At 50.6% G+C, this 17,245-nt stretch carries 14 protein-coding genes and 1 tRNA gene; 5 read left to right on the top strand and 10 right to left on the bottom strand.

The features are described from left to right. The first annotated feature begins 177 nt into the window (after positions 1–177). The 3 genes from mdtH (at position 178) to E2566_RS09555 (ending at position 2,979) form a co-directional block, all read left to right on the top strand. Positions 178–1,383 (top strand): multidrug efflux MFS transporter MdtH, encoded by a 1,206-nt coding sequence (gene mdtH, locus E2566_RS09565; protein WP_107170680.1) that lies wholly within the window; start codon positions 178–180, stop codon positions 1,381–1,383. A 181-nt stretch (positions 1,384–1,564) separates the two neighbouring features. Beyond that, positions 1,565–2,212: a glutaredoxin 2 gene (gene grxB / locus E2566_RS09560; RefSeq protein ID WP_107170681.1), complete on the top strand. Its 648-nt coding sequence runs from the start codon at positions 1,565–1,567 to the stop codon at positions 2,210–2,212. Positions 2,213–2,412: 200 nt separating this feature from the next. Next, on the top strand, positions 2,413–2,979 hold the full coding sequence (locus E2566_RS09555; RefSeq protein ID WP_107170682.1) for a lipoprotein: 567 nt from the start codon (positions 2,413–2,415) through the stop codon (positions 2,977–2,979). Between the two features lie 103 nt (positions 2,980–3,082). Here the strand turns inward: E2566_RS09555 and E2566_RS09550 are convergent, their stop codons facing one another. Beyond that, entirely contained in the window at positions 3,083–3,652 is a 570-nt protein-coding gene (locus E2566_RS09550) for a TorD/DmsD family molecular chaperone (RefSeq protein ID WP_107170683.1), read from the bottom strand. Between the two features lie 61 nt (positions 3,653–3,713). Continuing rightward, positions 3,714–4,451: a phosphatase gene (locus E2566_RS09545; protein WP_107170684.1), complete on the bottom strand. Its 738-nt coding sequence runs from the start codon at positions 4,449–4,451 to the stop codon at positions 3,714–3,716. Between the two features lie 278 nt (positions 4,452–4,729). Here E2566_RS09545 and E2566_RS09540 point away from each other — a divergent pair. Then, a tRNA-Ser gene (locus E2566_RS09540) sits at positions 4,730–4,819 on the top strand. 448 nt (positions 4,820–5,267) lie between these two features. On the opposite strand, the gene E2566_RS09535 is transcribed toward E2566_RS09540, so the two are convergent. The 7 genes from E2566_RS09535 to rlmKL form a co-directional block, all read right to left on the bottom strand. Next, positions 5,268–6,827: a methyl-accepting chemotaxis protein gene (locus tag E2566_RS09535; RefSeq protein WP_107168232.1), complete on the bottom strand. Its 1,560-nt coding sequence runs from the start codon at positions 6,825–6,827 to the stop codon at positions 5,268–5,270. Positions 6,828–7,221: 394 nt separating this feature from the next. Then, positions 7,222–7,389, bottom strand: a complete 168-nt coding sequence (gene rmf, locus E2566_RS09530) for a ribosome modulation factor (RefSeq protein WP_010276992.1) — start codon at positions 7,387–7,389, stop codon at positions 7,222–7,224. A 316-nt stretch (positions 7,390–7,705) separates the two neighbouring features. Continuing rightward, a complete protein-coding gene (gene pqiC, locus E2566_RS09525) occupies positions 7,706–8,272 on the bottom strand; it encodes a membrane integrity-associated transporter subunit PqiC (RefSeq protein ID WP_107168233.1) in 567 nt (188 codons plus the stop codon). Next, entirely contained in the window at positions 8,272–9,939 is a 1,668-nt protein-coding gene (pqiB, locus tag E2566_RS09520) for an intermembrane transport protein PqiB (RefSeq protein WP_400370356.1), read from the bottom strand. The genes pqiC and pqiB overlap by 1 nt, the downstream gene beginning before the upstream one ends. Further along, positions 9,899–11,143 (bottom strand): membrane integrity-associated transporter subunit PqiA, encoded by a 1,245-nt coding sequence (gene pqiA / locus E2566_RS09515; RefSeq protein ID WP_240618610.1) that lies wholly within the window; start codon positions 11,141–11,143, stop codon positions 9,899–9,901. The genes pqiB and pqiA overlap by 41 nt, the downstream gene beginning before the upstream one ends. 178 nt (positions 11,144–11,321) lie before the next feature. Continuing rightward, positions 11,322–13,232 (bottom strand): ABC transporter ATP-binding protein, encoded by a 1,911-nt coding sequence (locus tag E2566_RS09510; protein WP_107168236.1) that lies wholly within the window; start codon positions 13,230–13,232, stop codon positions 11,322–11,324. A gap of 3 nt (positions 13,233–13,235) precedes the next feature. After that, the gene (gene rlmKL, locus E2566_RS09505) at positions 13,236–15,353 is read right to left on the bottom strand and encodes a bifunctional 23S rRNA (guanine(2069)-N(7))-methyltransferase RlmK/23S rRNA (guanine(2445)-N(2))-methyltransferase RlmL (protein WP_107168237.1); all 2,118 of its coding nucleotides are present in this window, start codon (positions 15,351–15,353) and stop codon (positions 13,236–13,238) included. Between the two features lie 113 nt (positions 15,354–15,466). Between rlmKL and E2566_RS09500 the strand changes: the two genes are divergently transcribed. Continuing rightward, entirely contained in the window at positions 15,467–16,570 is a 1,104-nt protein-coding gene (locus E2566_RS09500) for a YcbX family protein (protein WP_107168238.1), read from the top strand. Between the two features lie 60 nt (positions 16,571–16,630). On the opposite strand, the gene E2566_RS09495 is transcribed toward E2566_RS09500, so the two are convergent. Then, a complete protein-coding gene (locus E2566_RS09495) occupies positions 16,631–17,218 on the bottom strand; it encodes a cell division protein ZapC (RefSeq protein ID WP_107168239.1) in 588 nt (195 codons plus the stop codon). Between the last annotated feature and the right edge of the window lie 27 nt (positions 17,219–17,245).

Raw genomic sequence — 17,245 nt, 5'->3', positions numbered from 1 at the left:
CATCGCCGAGTTATTGCGCAATTGAATCAGGAAAGCCATTTTTTCTCGCCAAAATGCTACTTGCATAACGTTAAATCGATAAAAAAATATTATCCAACAATAGGCTATACCAAAGTCGAATTAGAGTACAAAATAGTCACGTCTGTTATTTTCCTTCTTTTTTCGTTGTGGTGAAACATGCCTCTGATGTCGCAAGCTCGGAGCTTGGGTAAATATTTTTTATTACTAGATAATATGCTGGTGGTTTTAGGGTTCTTCGTTGTTTTCCCCCTTATTTCCATTCGTTTTGTCGACGATCTCGGCTGGGCTGCATTATTAGTCGGTATCGCCTTGGGATTACGCCAGTTTATTCAGCAAGGGCTCGGTATTTTCGGCGGGGCTATCGCCGATCGTTTTGGCGCCAAGCCGATGATCATTACCGGGATGCTGCTACGCGCCTCCGGTTTTGTGTTCATGGCAATTGCCGATGAACCCTGGTTGCTCTGGTTGTCTTGTGCGCTATCCGGCCTTGGTGGCACATTATTCGATCCACCGCGTACTGCCCTGGTTATCAAATTGGTTCGTCCGCAGGAACGTGGTCGTTTTTACTCTCTGTTAATGATGCAGGATAGCGCCGGGGCGGTTATCGGTGCTCTCATCGGCAGTTGGTTGCTTCAGTACGATTTCGAAATTGTCTGCTGGGCAGGAGCAGTCATCTTCGTGCTTGCGGCTGCGCTCAATGCGTGGCTGCTGCCAGCCTATCGCATTTCGACGGTAAGAACACCGATCGGGGAAGGTCTGATGCGTGTAATTCGCGACCGCCGTTTCCTGATGTATGTATTAACGCTGACGGGCTATTACATGCTAGCCGTGCAGGTTCTGTTGATGCTCCCTATTATGGTCAACCAACTCGCCGGAACGCCGTCTGCCGTGAAATGGATGTACGCCATTGAAGCAACGCTGTCGCTTACGCTGCTTTATCCTATCGCCCGCTGGAGCGAGAAACACTTCCGGCTGGAACAGCGCCTAATGGCAGGGCTTTTCATCATGTCCGTCAGCATGTTCCCGATCGGGATGACGACAGAGCTTCAAACACTGCTGATGCTTATTAGCCTGTTTTATATTGGCTCGATTATCGCCGAACCTGCACGCGAAACCTTGAGCGCCTCACTGGCAGACGCCAGGGCAAGAGGCAGCTACATGGGTTTCAGTCGGCTTGGATTGGCGCTTGGTGGCGCGATTGGCTACAGCGGCGGCGGCTGGCTATTTGATACCGGGCACGCGCTGAATCAACCGGAGCTGCCGTGGTTCATGCTCGGCACCATCGGGCTCCTGACGCTAGTCGCTCTGTACTGGCAGTTCAACCAACGTCGTATCGAACCTGCGATGTTGGGTGGTCATTAGTTTGAATATTACCGACGAGTTTGATCTCGTCGGTAAAGCCCTTCTATACTTTCCTAATACATTCAAACAATTGTTTCGTCGCGAGCCGTCTCGCACACCCGATTAACCTTGTTTGATGATGGGTTACACGCGTGGCCGCACTGCGGCCTTTGTCTATGCCCTGTAATTTAGGAGACGACGAATGAAGCTCTACATTTACGATCACTGTCCCTACTGCGTTAAAGCACGCATGATCTTCGGCCTGAAAAATATCCCTGTCGAACTGCAAATATTAGCGAATGATGACGTTGAAACACCAGAGCGACTGATCGGCCAGAAAATGGTGCCCATTCTGCAAAAAGATGACGGCAGTTACATGCCTGAAAGTATGGATATCGTGCATTTTATCGATAATTACGACCACAAACCGCTGTTGACAGGTTCAATCAACCCGGCAATTTCCGCTTGGCTACGCAAAGTTACGGAATATACGCCGCGTTTGATTATTCCCCGTTTTGCTCAAGCAGCCTTTGAAGAATTTGCCTCCACTTCCGCTCGGCAGTACTTTGTTAATAAGAAGGAAACCCAGCTAGGCAATTTTGCCGACCACCTGGGTCATTCTCAGGGACTGATTAAGAAACTGAACCATGATTTACAGGATCTTGATCCGCTGATTGCCCAGCCGAATGCCTGTAACGGCGTGTTATCAACGGATGATATCGACCTTTTCCCACTGCTCCGTTCGCTGTCTATCGTTGCGGGGGTTACGCCCCCTTCCCGCGTTGCGGACTATCGCAATAACATGGCGAAACAAACTCAAGTAACGTTACTCAGCAGTCTGGCAATCTAATCACCCAGTTTTACCCCGCCGCTTCGTTCCGAAGCGGCATTATCGGCTATTTCAGTGCTATCCTATTGTTTACTCTGTGTATCGGGCGCACGCTGCCCATGCGGAATTATGCTGATTGTTCAGATAAATAGATCGCCCGCGTAAAGAAATTGCCCGTATGAATAAATCGTGCGCATAAATGGCATTAAGAGGTCAGAATAATGAAAAAATCAGGATGGATAGCAGCGGCAACCGTGCTGCTTGCCTTTACACTCAGCGGCTGTAATAAACTCACCCAATACACGCTCAGTGAACAGGAAGTGAATGAGTACCTGCAAAAACACAATGATTATCAGAAACAATTGGGCGTACCTGGCGTAGTGGATGCACATATCGTGTTAACCGAACTATCTAGCCAGATCGGTCGCGCAGAGCCGGGGAAAGTGACCCTGACGGGTAATGCAAAGGTCGACATATCCTCTCTGCTGGGCAATCAGGCTGCAGATATGAAGCTTACACTGAAAGCACAGCCGGTATTTGATAAAACGCAGGGCGCGATTTATCTGAAGGACATGGAACTGATTGATTACACCGTGCAACCGGAAAAAATGCAGACGGTAATGAAAACACTGAGCCCTTACCTCAATCAATCGCTAAAAAGCTATTTTGATCAAAAACCGGCCTATGTGCTGAATGCGGATAAAAGCACAACAGAATCGCTGGCGAAGAAGATGGCGAAAGGTATCGAAATTAAGCCGGGCCAGATCGTTATCCTGTTTACTGACTAATCTTCATTTGCCGATAGCACACGTGATGTCTGCTATCGGCGCATCAGGTTTCATACTACGGGGTTTCATACTGCGGGGGTTTCATCCCACCGTGTTATTCTTCCTATTCCGATTCGTCATCTTCTTCTTCGCTTTCGCCCAGCTCATCCCGCATGGCTTCCAGCGCTTCGCGGCACACTATCGCCAATGTGCGATAGAATGCGGTAGTAGCATGACTTTCTACTTTGCCGAGGAAACGATCGCTCCACGGTAATAGATATTCATCAAACAGCGTAATTTGCGCCGCGGTTTCATCTTCTTGTGCCTGATCTTCCAGCCATGATGCCGCCAGCAGCAAGCTACCAAAATGACCCACTGCGCCGTCATTTAACGGCATGCCGCGCTGTTGCAGAAAGGTACGAATTTCCGCATCGTCGGCATCGCTTTCATAGGACGAGCGCAACGGTGAAACCGATCCGTTCTCTTGATCGAACAATGCCTGATAATCTGCCGCCATTGCAGGCAAATCCAGACCTTTTTGCAACCGTGCTAACAACGCATCCTGATCCAACGGCCAGTGCTGTGCCAGTTTCCCTTCTTTAATCAACGCAAATACCGGTGTCAGCAAGGTATCCTGCGGCTGGCGATAAAACAGCGTGCCCAACAGACGGCACACAATAGAAAACTCGTTCATTCATAATCCTATTTATTTTTAAGTAACACTGTTTTTAAGTGACGGTTTTTAAGTGACGGCGTCACAAATCAGCCAATTCAGCGATTGCCGGCATTCCACGTTGCTCAAGGAAATCCAACACGCGACGAGGGCTGACATTTAATATCCGATCCTGTGGGAAATTCACCTCCTGCAAAATACGCTCACAGTGGGTAAAGTCCCCCAGAGAAAACGCGATATGGGAATCAGAACCTAAAGAGAGTAACCCACCGGCGTCACGTACCGCTTCAGCAATCGCCCGACAGTTTGGTTCACTGCCCTTGCGTGAATGCATAAAAGAAGAGTTATTCAGCTCCAATGCCACATTGTATTTCGCCGCTGCTTCCGCAATTGCACGAATATCGACGGGAAATTTCGGATTGCCGGGATGGCTAATGATATGCGCATCACCACGCGCCATGGTCGCGATCATTGCAGCGGTATGCGTTTCTTTATCCTGCGGTGGAAAAACCGGTTCATGAAAGCCCGCAATAATCACATCCACCTGCTCCAACATCGGCCCGGTACAGTCGATATCGCCTTCGATATTTTTAATATTCGCCTCGATGCCGCGCAAGATACCTACGCCATCAACTAAACGCGGCCAAACACGCATATTCATAAAGTGCCAGTAATGTGGCGCATCCGCCATATCAGGGCCATGATCGGTAATGGCAAACAGACGAATATTTTTCTGCTGCGCTTCGACGATGTAATCGTGCAAAGTACTGTAAGCATGCGTACTGGCAACAGTGTGCATATGTAAATCGACGGGATACATAGATTCTCCTGGGTCAACGAGTGCAAGTTAGCATACCATTTTCAGGGATATTCCGCAGCCAGTAAGCGGAATTACAACGAATGATTAACACAAATGAAACATTGTTTTTTGAAACAACGCAGGGTCATAAATGAGTACAAGCGTAAAAACGGAGAGAAAAGCAACAAATTGCGTTAACTTTGGCTCATTGCGCACATTGGGTGCAGAAGTTTGTTGACGCTGTTCAGCAATTTCCCTACATTAGCGCCGTCCGCCAGCATGACATACGGCGAGGCCACGGTGAGGTGTCCGAGAGGCTGAAGGAGCACGCCTGGAAAGTGTGTATACGTGAAAACGTATCAAGGGTTCGAATCCCTTCCTCACCGCCATATAAAAAGAAAACGCCCTTAACGCAAGTTAAGGGCGTTTTCTTTTTATATCGTTGGAACGGATGAGAAGCCTTGACAGGGTTCGACAAAACGACAGGACTGGCGTTTTGGACCGCCAACGGCGGCCCGCAGGGCGAGCGGCAGGACGCCGCGAGTCAATCCCCCACATACGTACACCGAGCTGCCCTTAACGCAAGTTAAGGGCGTTTTCTTTTATATCGTTGGAACGGATGAGAAGCCTTGACAGGGTTCGACAAAACGACAGGACTGGCGTTTTGGACCGCCAACGGCGGCCCGCAGGGCGAGCGGCAGGACGCCGCGAGTCAATCCCCCACATACGTACACCGAGCTGCCCTTAACGCAAGTCAGGGGCGTTCTCTTTTATATCGTTGGAACGGATGAAAAATGTTGGCAGAGTTCGATTAACGTCTGAACTCCGCCATTCCTGTCATCTTGCACCCAGCGCCAAATAGCTAACTGCGGATTCATCTACGCGGAATTGTTCGACGGTGCGTGACAGCTCTTGTGCCTGTTCGTTCAGAGAGTGTGCCGCAGCCAATGCTTCTTCAACTAACGCCGCATTCTGTTCGGTGCTCTGATCCATCTGCGATATTGCAAGATTAACCTGCTCAATGCCCGAACGCTGTTCTGCACTCGCCACGCTAATTTCGCCCATCATGGAGGTTACGCGGTGCACACTTTCAACCACCTCACTCATAGTATCGCCTGCCTGCTTCACGAAATCTGTGCCTTCCCCAACCTTGGCAACAGAATCATCAATCAAGCCTTTAATTTCTCTTGCTGCGGATGCCGAGCGCTGTGCCAGCGTACGCACTTCACTCGCGACCACGGCGAAACCACGCCCTTGCTCACCAGCCCGTGCGGCTTCCACCGCCGCATTCAGCGCCAAAATGTTCGTTTGGAAAGCAATGCTGTCAATCACACCGATGATATCTACGATTTTACGTGATGAGAGACTGATCGAATCCATCGTTACGACAACCCGGCTGACAACGTCACCGCCGCGCACCGCCACATCCGATGCCGATACAGCGAGTTCATTCGCATAACGCGCATTATCCGCGTTCTGTTTCACCGTTGCAGTCAGCTGTTCCATGGCTGCAGCCGTCTGTTCTAAGGCGCTGGCCTGCGATTCGGTACGCGCAGACAAATCGCCGTTACCCGATGCAATCTGCGTCGACGCCGTGGCAATCGAGTTTGTGCTGCTGCGTACCTGATTCACCAGATGGGACAAGTTGTCGCGCATCGCACGGATAGCGTAAAGAATACTGGTCTGATCGCCCGGCTTCGTTTCCACATCAACGCGTAAGTTGCCTTCCGCGATTTCGCGTACCACGTCAACGGCGTACTGTGGTTCACCGCCAAGCTGGCGCATCAGCGTACGCAACATATTCCATGCAAATGCGGAAATAATTAGCAGCAGAACCAACCCTAAAGAAAGCAGAATCAGTGCATTACGCCAGAATGTCTGCTGAATATCATCAATGTAATCACCGTAGCCAATCGTCCAGTCCCAAGGCTCGAATTTGATGACAGCATAGAGTTTCTCAACCTTATTCTGCTGCCCTGGGCGCGTCCCTTCCGCAATCACAGTGCCAATTCTCTTGCCTTGAAGCGAAGCACGGTAGCGCTCTCCGGCCTCTTTACCGCCGCTGGCATCGACGATACCAACGCGCTTAGGGTTAGGGTGAACATAGTTCACATCGTTCGTGTAACCGCGCACGAAGAAATAGCGGTCCCCTTGATGGAAACTGGCTATCGCCCTTTTGGCTTCTTTCTCTGCTTCGTCGCGCGACAGTTGACCACTTTTCTCCAGGTCATACGCTTTCTGCGCCGCCGAATGAGCCAATTCCACCAGCGTAGAGAGTTGGCCAGTGCGCTCGCTCATCATCGTGCTATAAAGCGTATTCAGCGCCACTGCAGATAAAATTAGCATCCCTAACAAGGTCGTACCGCATAGCAGTGCAATTCTGGTTCGTAGTTTCACTCTATTTTCTCTCTAATCTCTAACTTCTTTTCAGAAAATTCCGAAGAAAAAGTTACACTACATTGCCGCCTTGAGCCATACCATTCAGGTAGTAATGATAGATTTTTTAACAATAAATAATGAAAAATAACCCTATTCGCTCAAATAAAAACCACAATCGAGCAATAACGATTAAAAAATGGGAAAAAATGATCGAAATCGAAATAAATTCGTAAGCGAGGTTACAAAGGTGACAAGGCACCAGATTGCCATCCGAAGCCCATGTATCGGTAAATCGCTTTTGTTGATTGATCTCTGTATCGATTGAACAGAGAGAGACAAAATCAGGGTAGTTGCCCCTTAAATACAAAAGCCTCCGCGAAAGCGGAGGCGTTCCCTCTAGTGACAAGGCGCGCTAAGCGGTAACAGCCCTGTCCTCCATGGCTTTTCGCCAGCCTCCCAACCAGTAAGACCGGGCATTAATTGATTGATAAGGACAAAATTCCTTTGGTCTACCGACAATACCAGCTTGATAACCACGTGAATGAGCCCGTTCAAGGCGATCGCGTTTCTGTCTCTTCATGCCTTATTTCCCTCATTATTTATCTGGTGGAAAGAAAACAATGATTACTTTATAAGCAACCACAGACTATCAATACCGATTCTGCAGCCAAACGTCAAGGCGCAAAATTCACGCCAGTGTCATATTTGTGATCCAAAATAGGAATTTTCCCCATTAAAGAACGAAAAAACATAACCATTTGAAAATAATAAAAAACCTCTAAAAATGCAATGCAATCACAGCATTACACCTTTAGAGGTCTGATTTTTAGAACTTTGAGTTTTCGCGCGATCGTTGCTTCAAACAACGACCAGATAATGCCAAGCCTCGGTAACGCTTAGTTAAGTTCACCAGTCTGCTGAGCAATCGACTGAGAAACCTGCTGCCAGCCTTGTGCCAACGTTCTTACCAGCGCGTCATAGCCATCTTCCGTTTGTGGCAGCACCACGCTAAAGGGGCGTTTAAGCACTTTTCCCTGATGGGTCAGCATCCATTCTCCGCGAACGACGACATTGCCATCATAACGGCCATGAAAGCCAGTGACAGAAACATTCAGCACAGTCTGCTCGCTTCCCTGTGGTTGCGTGCTCACGACCCAACCAGGCAGTTTATGCCCCAGATTAGCCACCAGCGCCTGCTGCAATTGCTGATCTAACGGGCTGGCCCACAGGTTATTACTGGCAATGACATACTGCACATCGTTAGTCTGGTAGACCAAGCCCGCATTGACGAGATAATCTGCCACGCTGACATGTTCAACCCATAACGAATGCCCCTGAGTCATCGCAGTCTGCACCGTGCTGGTATCCGCGACTGTCGGTAACTGATAGTACGTTTTCTGCGTATTGCTACTGCTACAGGCGCTCAATACCAGCACCAGAGCTAGCGTCCAGATTTTCATCATTATTTTGCCCTCTTCGGCTGAGGATCTTGACTACCCGAAGCCTCAAACACCAACGCATTGCTTTTCTCGTTCAGGGTACGCAGCACAGGCTGTAATTCCCGCAATACCTGATCCAATCGCTGCATATCCGCCACCATCTTATTATACGCCGGTGAGCCGGGCTGGAAGCCTTTCATGCTGCGATTCAGTTCAAGCAATGTTTTTTGCATATCTTCCGGCAGATCCTGCATCGCTTTGCTGGACGTCAATTTGTTCAACGTCGCCAACGTTTTTTGCATTTCGCGCAGCGTGGCCTGGCTTTCCGTCAACGTCTTCGTTGCTTCATTCACCATCGGGTTCAGCGGCAGGTTATTCACTTTATCCAGCACCGCCATCAGCTTCTGCTGAATCTGTGACAGACCGCCGTCAATGGTAGGAAGAACTGGGTAACCATCCAGAACGAATAGCTGTTTATCCACTTTCTCTTTTGGATAAAAATCGAAATCAATATAGAGCGCCCCCGTCAGGAGGTTAGCCGACTTCATCGACGCGCGTAGCCCCAGCGATTGAGCCTGCTTCAGATGCTGTTCAAAATCGAACGAGCCGCCAATCTTCTTCTCGAAGCGATCAGGTTCAATACGAATCAGCACCGGAATACGATAATCATCATCCAGTTCCTGCTTCATATCTTTCGGAAAAAATGGCACTTCGGCCACCGTGCCCAGTCGAATACCGCGGAATTCAACCGGTGCTCCCGCCTGTAAACCACGGACCGATTCGCTGAAGAACAGCAGATACTCTTTATATTCGGTGTACAGCGAGTCCTGAATACTGCGTTGGTTATCAAAGAGCCGATATTGCGCCATTTCCTTGGCCGCATCACCCAGTTCCCATCCCGCCGGGACATCAAAGCTGACGCCACCGCTGAACAACGTGGCCAGCGACCCCATTTCGACACGCATGCCTTGTGCCGACATATCAAACGCGACACCGCTGTCTTTCCAAAAACGAACGTTGCTGGTGACCAAGCCGTCATACGGAGCCGAAATAAACAGCTGATAGCGCATCTTGCGCGCTTTCGGCTCGAATTCGCTGGTTTCCACCGACCCCACGCGATAACCACGGAACAGGACCGGGTCACCCGCATTCAACTGCCCGGATTGATCGCTGTCCAATATCACCCTGATACCTTTCGCATCGGGCGAGGCCAGCGGCGGCGCATCCAACAGAGTAAATTCGCGCTTCTCATCCTTATGGGCGCCGGGCTGTAGCTCAATGTAAGCACCGGATAATAACGTCCCCAGACCAGAAACCCCTTCCCGACCAATTTGCGGCTTCACCACCCAAAAAGCGGAGTCCTGTTTTAATAATTTATCCATACCATCATGCAGACGCGCTTTGATCTCCACGCGGTGAAGATCGTCGCTCAACACAACGCTCTCTACCACACCAACGTCTACGCTACGGCTTTTGATAGCAGTTTTACCTGCTTCAATGCCTTCGGCGTTGCTGGTAATCAGCGTAATTTGCGGCCCTTGGTGGCTGAAATGGTAAAACAGTATCCAGGCACCGATTAGCACCGTGACAATCGGCACAATCCAGACCGGCGACCAGCGTTTAATCGTTTCTACATCCGCAACGGCATGATTATCTTTCGCCAACGGAAGACTCCTTATGAAGAACATCATCGCGACGATCCCACAGCAAACGGGGATCAAACATCATCGCAGCAAACATGGTCAGTATCACCACGGCCGCGAACAGTACCGCCCCAATGGCGGGATAAATACTCATCAGACGACCAATGCGCACCATCGCAGACAGTACAGCAATAACGAACACATCAATCATCGACCAACGTCCAACAAACTCAACCATCTCATAGATGACGTGCATTCGCTCGCTGTCTTCCGTTTTTTTAGTTTTGCCGTTGGCCTGCCAGCACAGCCAGCCTAACGCCAGCATTTTTAGCGTCGGCACCATCACGCTGGCGATAAAAATCACGAGGGCGACAGGATAAGATCCCATCCCCCACAGCAGGATAACACCTGACATGATCGTCGATCCCATTCGATCGCCGAAGGCTTCAGTCACCATGATCGGCATCAGATTCGAGGGGATATAGAGCATCACCGAGGTGATCAGCAATGCCAGCGTCCATTGCAGACTATGTTTCTTACGGGCATGTCCACGTGAGTGACAACGTGGGCATATTAACTGGTTGGCTGGCAGAATAGCGGTGCAACATGAGCACGAGCGTAGCCCTTGCGATAGCCCGCTTTTCCCCAAAATCGGGGGAGCGGGTAATGTGGGTGGCGGTACAATGTCATTCCACAACCAACGGCGATCGAGGCTCTGGAAAGCCAACAGCTGTAGCAGGCAGAACAGGACAAAAGGCACAAAGCTGGTGCCGATGCCAATGTCACCATAGGCTATCAGTTTGACAAAGCTGACCAACACGCCAGCCAGAAAAATCTCCGCCATGCCCCAACTTTTAAGATGAAACAGCATCTTGCCCATGCCCTTTTTCAGCGCCAACGGCAGCGATGCATGCAGGCAAAGCAAAATCAGGGTCGCCATACTGAAAGCAGGGACGAGTTGAACAAAAAGCATAAATAGTGTTGCGACGCTGGCGTAGTTTTCCGCCACCATCACTTTAGGAATCTGTATCAGGGTAATTTCGCTGGTGATTCCCGCCACACGCATAGATACGAAGGGGAAAAGATTTGCCAGCAATAGCATGAATAGTGCGCTCACCGCGTAGCCGACTGGCCGTTTACGTGGTTCCGCCTGACGACTGGTTAGCGCGGTTTTGCAACGTGGACAAGTCGCTTTCTGCCCCTGTAACAAAGTCGGTAGCTCCACCAGCAGATCACACTGCGGGCAAAGCATATAGTCATCATGGTGATGATGTTCAAGGCCATGCTCATGTTGAAGATTACAGTCATGCCGATCGTGATGGGAACACACGCGCCTTCTCCTTCAAACTCGTCAGCTTCTGACCGAAAACATCTTCTATCAATACGGGAGCTAATCTCCCGTATTGATGACATCACACAAACGGCGCAGATTAGCCGTTTTTCTGTGCTTCCAGCTCTTCCCAACGTGCGAAACAGGTTTCCAAAGCGCTTTCCGCTTCCGCCAGTGCGTTCAGTACCGACTGTGTTTCATCATGTGGGCGACTAAAGAAACTGGCATCGTTCATCTGCGCTTGTAGCGACTCGATTTCCTGCTCCAGTTGCTCAATACGCAGCGGTAGCTGCTCTAATTCGCGCTGGTGGTTATAACTTAATTTTCCGGCACTTCGTTTAGCTGACGGTGCGGTGCTCGCCGTCGCCACTGGCGCAGCTACTGCCGGCGCCGTCGTCGTGCGCAGTGGTGTTGTCGTTGCGCGCTGCTGTTGCGCATCGAAATATCCACCGACGAAGCGGGAAATCTTACCGTCGCCTTCAAAGATCCAGCATTCAGTGACCGAATTATCCACAAACTGACGATCGTGGCTGACCAGCAGAACGGTTCCCTGATAGCTTTCGATTAATTCTTCCAGCAGTTCCAGCGTTTCCACGTCCAGATCGTTGGTCGGTTCGTCAAGAATCAACAGGTTGCTAGGCTTGAGGAACAAACGTGCCAGCAGCAGGCGGTTACGTTCCCCACCGGACAGCGCTTTTACTGGCGTCATCGCACGTTTCGGATGGAACAGGAAGTCCTGCAAGTAGCCCAGCACGTGACGTGAGCGGCCATTAACCATCACTTCCTGCTTGCCTTCCGCCAGATTGTCCATCACCGTACGTTCTGGATCGAGTTCAGCACGATGTTGATCGAAATAGGCAACTTCCAGCTTCGTGCCACAGTGCACACGTCCGCTGACAGGCTCTAACCCACCCAGCATCAATTTTAGCAGCGTAGTTTTACCGCAGCCATTCGGCCCCACCAGCGCAATCTTGTCACCGCGCTGTACCTGAGCGGAGAAATTGCGTGTCAGTATCTTATTGTCAATCTGATAGCTGACATCTTCCAACTCAAACACAATCTTGCCAGAGCGGGCAGCCTCTTCAACCTGCATTTTCGCAGAGCCCATGACTTCTCGACGCTGCGCACGATCCTGACGCATTGCCTTCAGCGCCCGCACACGACCTTCATTACGTGTACGCCGAGCCTTAATCCCCTGACGTATCCACACTTCTTCCTGCGCCAGTTTCCGATCGAATTCTGCATTTTGCAGATCCTCAACCCGCAGCGCTTCTTCTTTCCCTTCCAGATATTTCTCGTAATTGCCCGGCCAGGAAACCAGTTTGCCACGGTCAAGATCGACAATACGGGTCGCCATATTGCGAATAAATGAACGGTCATGGGAGATAAAGACGATGCTGCCCTGGAACGTTTTCAGGAAAGTTTCCAGCCAGTCGATCGTCTCGATATCCAGATGGTTAGTCGGTTCATCCAACAGCAGCACGCGCGGTGAACTCACCAGCGCTCTGCCAAGTGCCGCTTTACGCAACCAGCCACCAGAAAGCGACGCCAGCGGTGCATCCGCGGACAGGCCTAGCTGTTCCAATACTTCATGAATGCGGCTTTCCAGTTGCCACAACCCCTGATGCTCCAGAACGTCTTGCAACTTAGCTAGCTGGTTCAGGTTCTTTTCACTGGGGTCACTCTCTACCAAACGCAGCATGGCATGGTAATCCTTCAGGTAACCCGCCTGTGCTGCGACCCCTTCAGCAACAAAATCGAACACGCTACCGGCAACATCGCGCGGCGGGTCCTGTTGCAAACGGGCGACAATCAGATCTTGTTCATAGATGATGCGGCCATCATCCAGCGGAATTTCTTTAGCCAGAATTTTCAGTAGCGTCGACTTACCCGCGCCGTTACGCCCAACCAGACAAACGCGCTCATTCTCTTCGATATGAAGTTCGGTGTTATCCAACAGCGGCGCATCGCTAAACGACAGCCATGCACCTGAAACACTAATTAAAGACATCGGTTACTTTTCCTCACCGGCATGCGTTAGCAGCCAGCAGTTATGAATCTGACGATTACGAGCAAAATCTTGTGATTGGGTTTGCGCGGTGATTTCTTTGGCGTTCAGCCCCAGCGCGGTCAGGCCTGCAACGTCCATCTGGAAGCCACGTTTATTATTCGAGAACATGATGGTGCCGCCACGGCGCAACAGGCGTTTGAGATCTTTCATCAGCGCCAAATGGTCGCGCTGGACATCAAACGACTCTTCCATCCGTTTTGAGTTAGAGAAGGTCGGCGGGTCAATGAAGATCACATCAAACTGTTCATGACCATTATGCAGCCATGACAAACAGTCTGCCTGAATCAAACGGTGCTGACGCCCGGTCAGGCCGTTCACCCGCAGGTTTTTCTCTGCCCATTCCAGATAGGTGCGCGACATGTCAACGGTAGTCGTTGAACGTGCGCCCCCCAACCCAGCGTGAACACTCGCCGTGCCGGTGTAGGCAAACAGGTTGAGAAAATCTTTGCCGCGGCTCATTTCACCCAGCATTTTACGGGCGATACGGTGATCGAGAAATAAACCGGTATCGAGGTAGTCGGTCAGGTTGACCCACAGTTTGGCACCAAACTCTTCCATCAGAAGGAAATCGCCTTTCTGCGCCAGTTTCTCATACTGGTTTTTACCTTTCTGGCGTTCACGCGTTTTCAGCACCAGACGGTTCGACGGTAATTCCAGCACGCTCAACGTCGCGTTAATGACATCAAACAATCGCTGACGGGCTTTTTGTGCATCAATGGTTTTAGGCGGTGCATATTCTTGTACGACGACCCAACTGCCATAGCGATCGACGGCTACATTATATTCAGGCAGATCGGCATCATAGAGGCGATAGCATTCAATCCCCTGCTGCTTCGCCCATTTTTCCAGCTTGCGCAGATTCTTACGCAGACGGTTGGCAAAATCCTCCGCGATTTGCCCCGCAGATTCCCCCTGCGTGTCTGCCAGTTGATAATTCTTCTGTACGCAGTCCAGCGGGCCGTTTTTTGCCTTGAATTGACGTTCAGCACGCAGTTGTAGGCAGCTGAGCAGCTCCGGCGACGCACTGAACAGCGACAACTGCCAGCCGCCAAAATCGCTTTTCATCTTACGACCCAGCATATTATGCAAGGCGATCAGCGCAGGTTCACTTTCCAGACGCTCGCCGTAAGGCGGGTTGCTGATGACGGTGCCCTTCGGACCTTCCGGTAGTGGATTCTGTAGCTGTGCCGCATCCTTCACACCGAAAGAAATCAACTCGGCAACGCCTGCACGACGCGCATTGGCTTTCGCAATCTCAATCACTCTGCGGTCGTTATCCGATCCGAAGAAGCGTGACGTGGTCGCCTGCAAACCTTGGCGAGCACGCTGTTGTGCTTCACTGGTCACTTCATGCCACAGTTCAGCATCGTGTTTTAACCAGGCGTTAAATCCCCAGTGGGTACGATGCAAACCGGGTGCACGATCGGAGGCCATCATTGCCGCTTCGATCAGCAACGTACCGGAACCACACATCGGATCGACCATCGGCGTGCCGTTTTGCCAGCCGGAGCGTAAAACAATCGCCGCCGCCAGATTTTCTTTTAACGGCGCGAGTCCAGCCAGATCGCGGTAACCGCGCTGGTGCAAGCCCTCACCGCTTAAGTCCAGCGAAACGCTAGCGGTATCGCGCTGCAAAAAGACGTTAACGCGAATATCCGGCTGCTGTTTAGCCACGTCCGGTCGCTGCCCGGTTTTGCGCGTAAAGCTATCGACAATCGCATCTTTTACTTTTAACGCGCCGTACTGACTGTTGCGGATATCTTCATTAGTACCCGTAAAATGCACGGCAAAAGTTTTATCGATGCTAAAGATCGCTGACCAGTCAATCGCCTGCACGCCCAGATACAAATCCAGATCGCTGTGTACCTTGAATTCATTCAGCGGCAGCAGAATGCGCGACGCCAGACGGCTCCACAGCAGGCTCTGGTACAGCAGGCGGTTGTCACCCTCAAAATGGACACCGCCCTGCACAACCGCACAAGACTGCGCACCCAATGATTCGAGTTCGCTTTTTAATAACTCTTCCAGTCCCCGCGCCGTGCTGGCAAACAAAGCATTCATGTCGTCACTATCACCAAAAAGAAATACATTAAAGAAAGAAATTGAGGCGCATTATAGCTAATCCGAGACGCTTGTCATAAAGTTGCCGCTTTACTTCTGCAAGGAACAGGTCAGTGATCGGCGTAACGCGGCTTTATATACACCCAGTAAAATCGATGCGAGGGCTACAACTGTCCCACGCGATGGCATCTGTCAGCGGTTTGGCGAACGATCGTGCATTCATGATCACCGAACCTGATGGCACCTTTATTACTGCTCGCCAGTATCCACAAATGGTGTTATTTACCCCCGCGCTGTTAGCTGATGGGCTGTTTATTGCCGCACCGGATGGTCAAACGGCCACTATTCGCTTTGCCGACTTCATCGAGGCACCTCAACCCACTGAAGTTTGGGGAACACACTTCACCGCGAACGTTGCACCCGATGCTATCAATCGTTGGCTAAGCCATTATTTTCAGCGCGATGTTCAGTTGCGTTGGGTGGGTAATGAGCCGTCACGGCGGGTGAAGCATTATCCCGATGTTCCTCTGGCTTTTGCCGATGGTTATCCGTTTCTGTTAATCAATGATGCGTCATTTCAGGCGCTACGCCAGCGCTGCTCGGCCGGTATTAAAATTGAACAGTTTCGCCCTAATCTGGTGGTGACAGGCGCAGAAGCCTTTGCCGAAGATAGCTGGAAGACCATCCGCATTGGCGAGATTATTTTTGATGTTGTCAAACCCTGTAGTCGCTGCATTTTGACCACCGTCAGCATCGAGCGCGGGCGCAAACATCCGTCAGCAGAGCCTTTGGCAACGCTGCAATCTTTCCGCACTGCCGACAACGGCGACGTTGATTTTGGACAAAACCTGGTCGCCAGAAATACAGGCATCATTCGCGTAGGCGATACATTGGAAGTTCTAGCGACCAAACCACCGCGTCCTTATGGCGCAGGTCAGGTCGTCGAAAGTCTTGCCGTTCCCGAAAAAAGTAAGCAAGCCGTTACCATCCACTATCAGGGAAAATTGTTGCAAGGGAATAATCAGCAGATTTTACTGGAGCAATTGGAGCAACAGGGCATTCGCGTCCCCTATTCTTGTCGGGCTGGACTGTGCGGTTGCTGCAAATTGACGTTAGTCAGTGGGGAGGTTTCTGCACTAAAACAAAGTGCCATCAGAGCAAACGGTGAGATTCTGAGCTGTAGCTGCATTCCACAGGGTGACCTTCATTTGCAATAAAAAAGCATCTGCAATAGTCGAAGACAAACCAACACGATGCAGCTTGAAGTATGACGGGGATTAGACGACCTTGGCATACTCAAATGCGGAGGTGCCGTCACCCAGCGTGGTTTCCCACTCAGCCCTATTCTGAACAACGGCAGGCATTAACCTGTCGTGCATAATTTTTATGGCATCACCCAGCCCCATCATTTTCCCATTCAATGGCAGTTGCTCTTGCGCCAGCAGGCAAAGACAAGCTTTATCCCCCGCTTCCGCCACCAGAAAACAGGCCGTTTCATGCGTTTCGGTGAGCTGTACCTGCACAATATCCCCTGCCTGCGGTGAATAGGCTACGGCATCCGGCTGCTGGATAAAATGCCAGCTTTTTGGCATGAGCGGCTTAAGGAATCGGCTTGCCACCAGCGCATTCAAAACTAACTCACCCTGAAGATCGCGGTGTAGTGCCACTTTCTGGCATTTGTCATTATAAGTAAAAAATAATGCGGCATCGTCAACGCAAAATGCACATTCATTAAATGCATCCGGCGTTAGCATTTTAGACGGAAAGCGAGAACGGAATAACATGCCGTTAGCCAGATCCAACATCAGGCGATCGTGTTCGGTATCAAAATACCAGCGCCAGTTATCGTCAGGTTTTAACTTCATATTATTTACCCTTCGCCTTCACAGTAG

This window comes from Pectobacterium punjabense (assembly GCF_012427845.1).
GTDB lineage: Bacteria > Pseudomonadota > Gammaproteobacteria > Enterobacterales > Enterobacteriaceae > Pectobacterium > Pectobacterium punjabense.
Note: the sequence above shows the minus strand (reverse complement) of the source record. Positions and strands in the feature narration are given on the sequence as shown.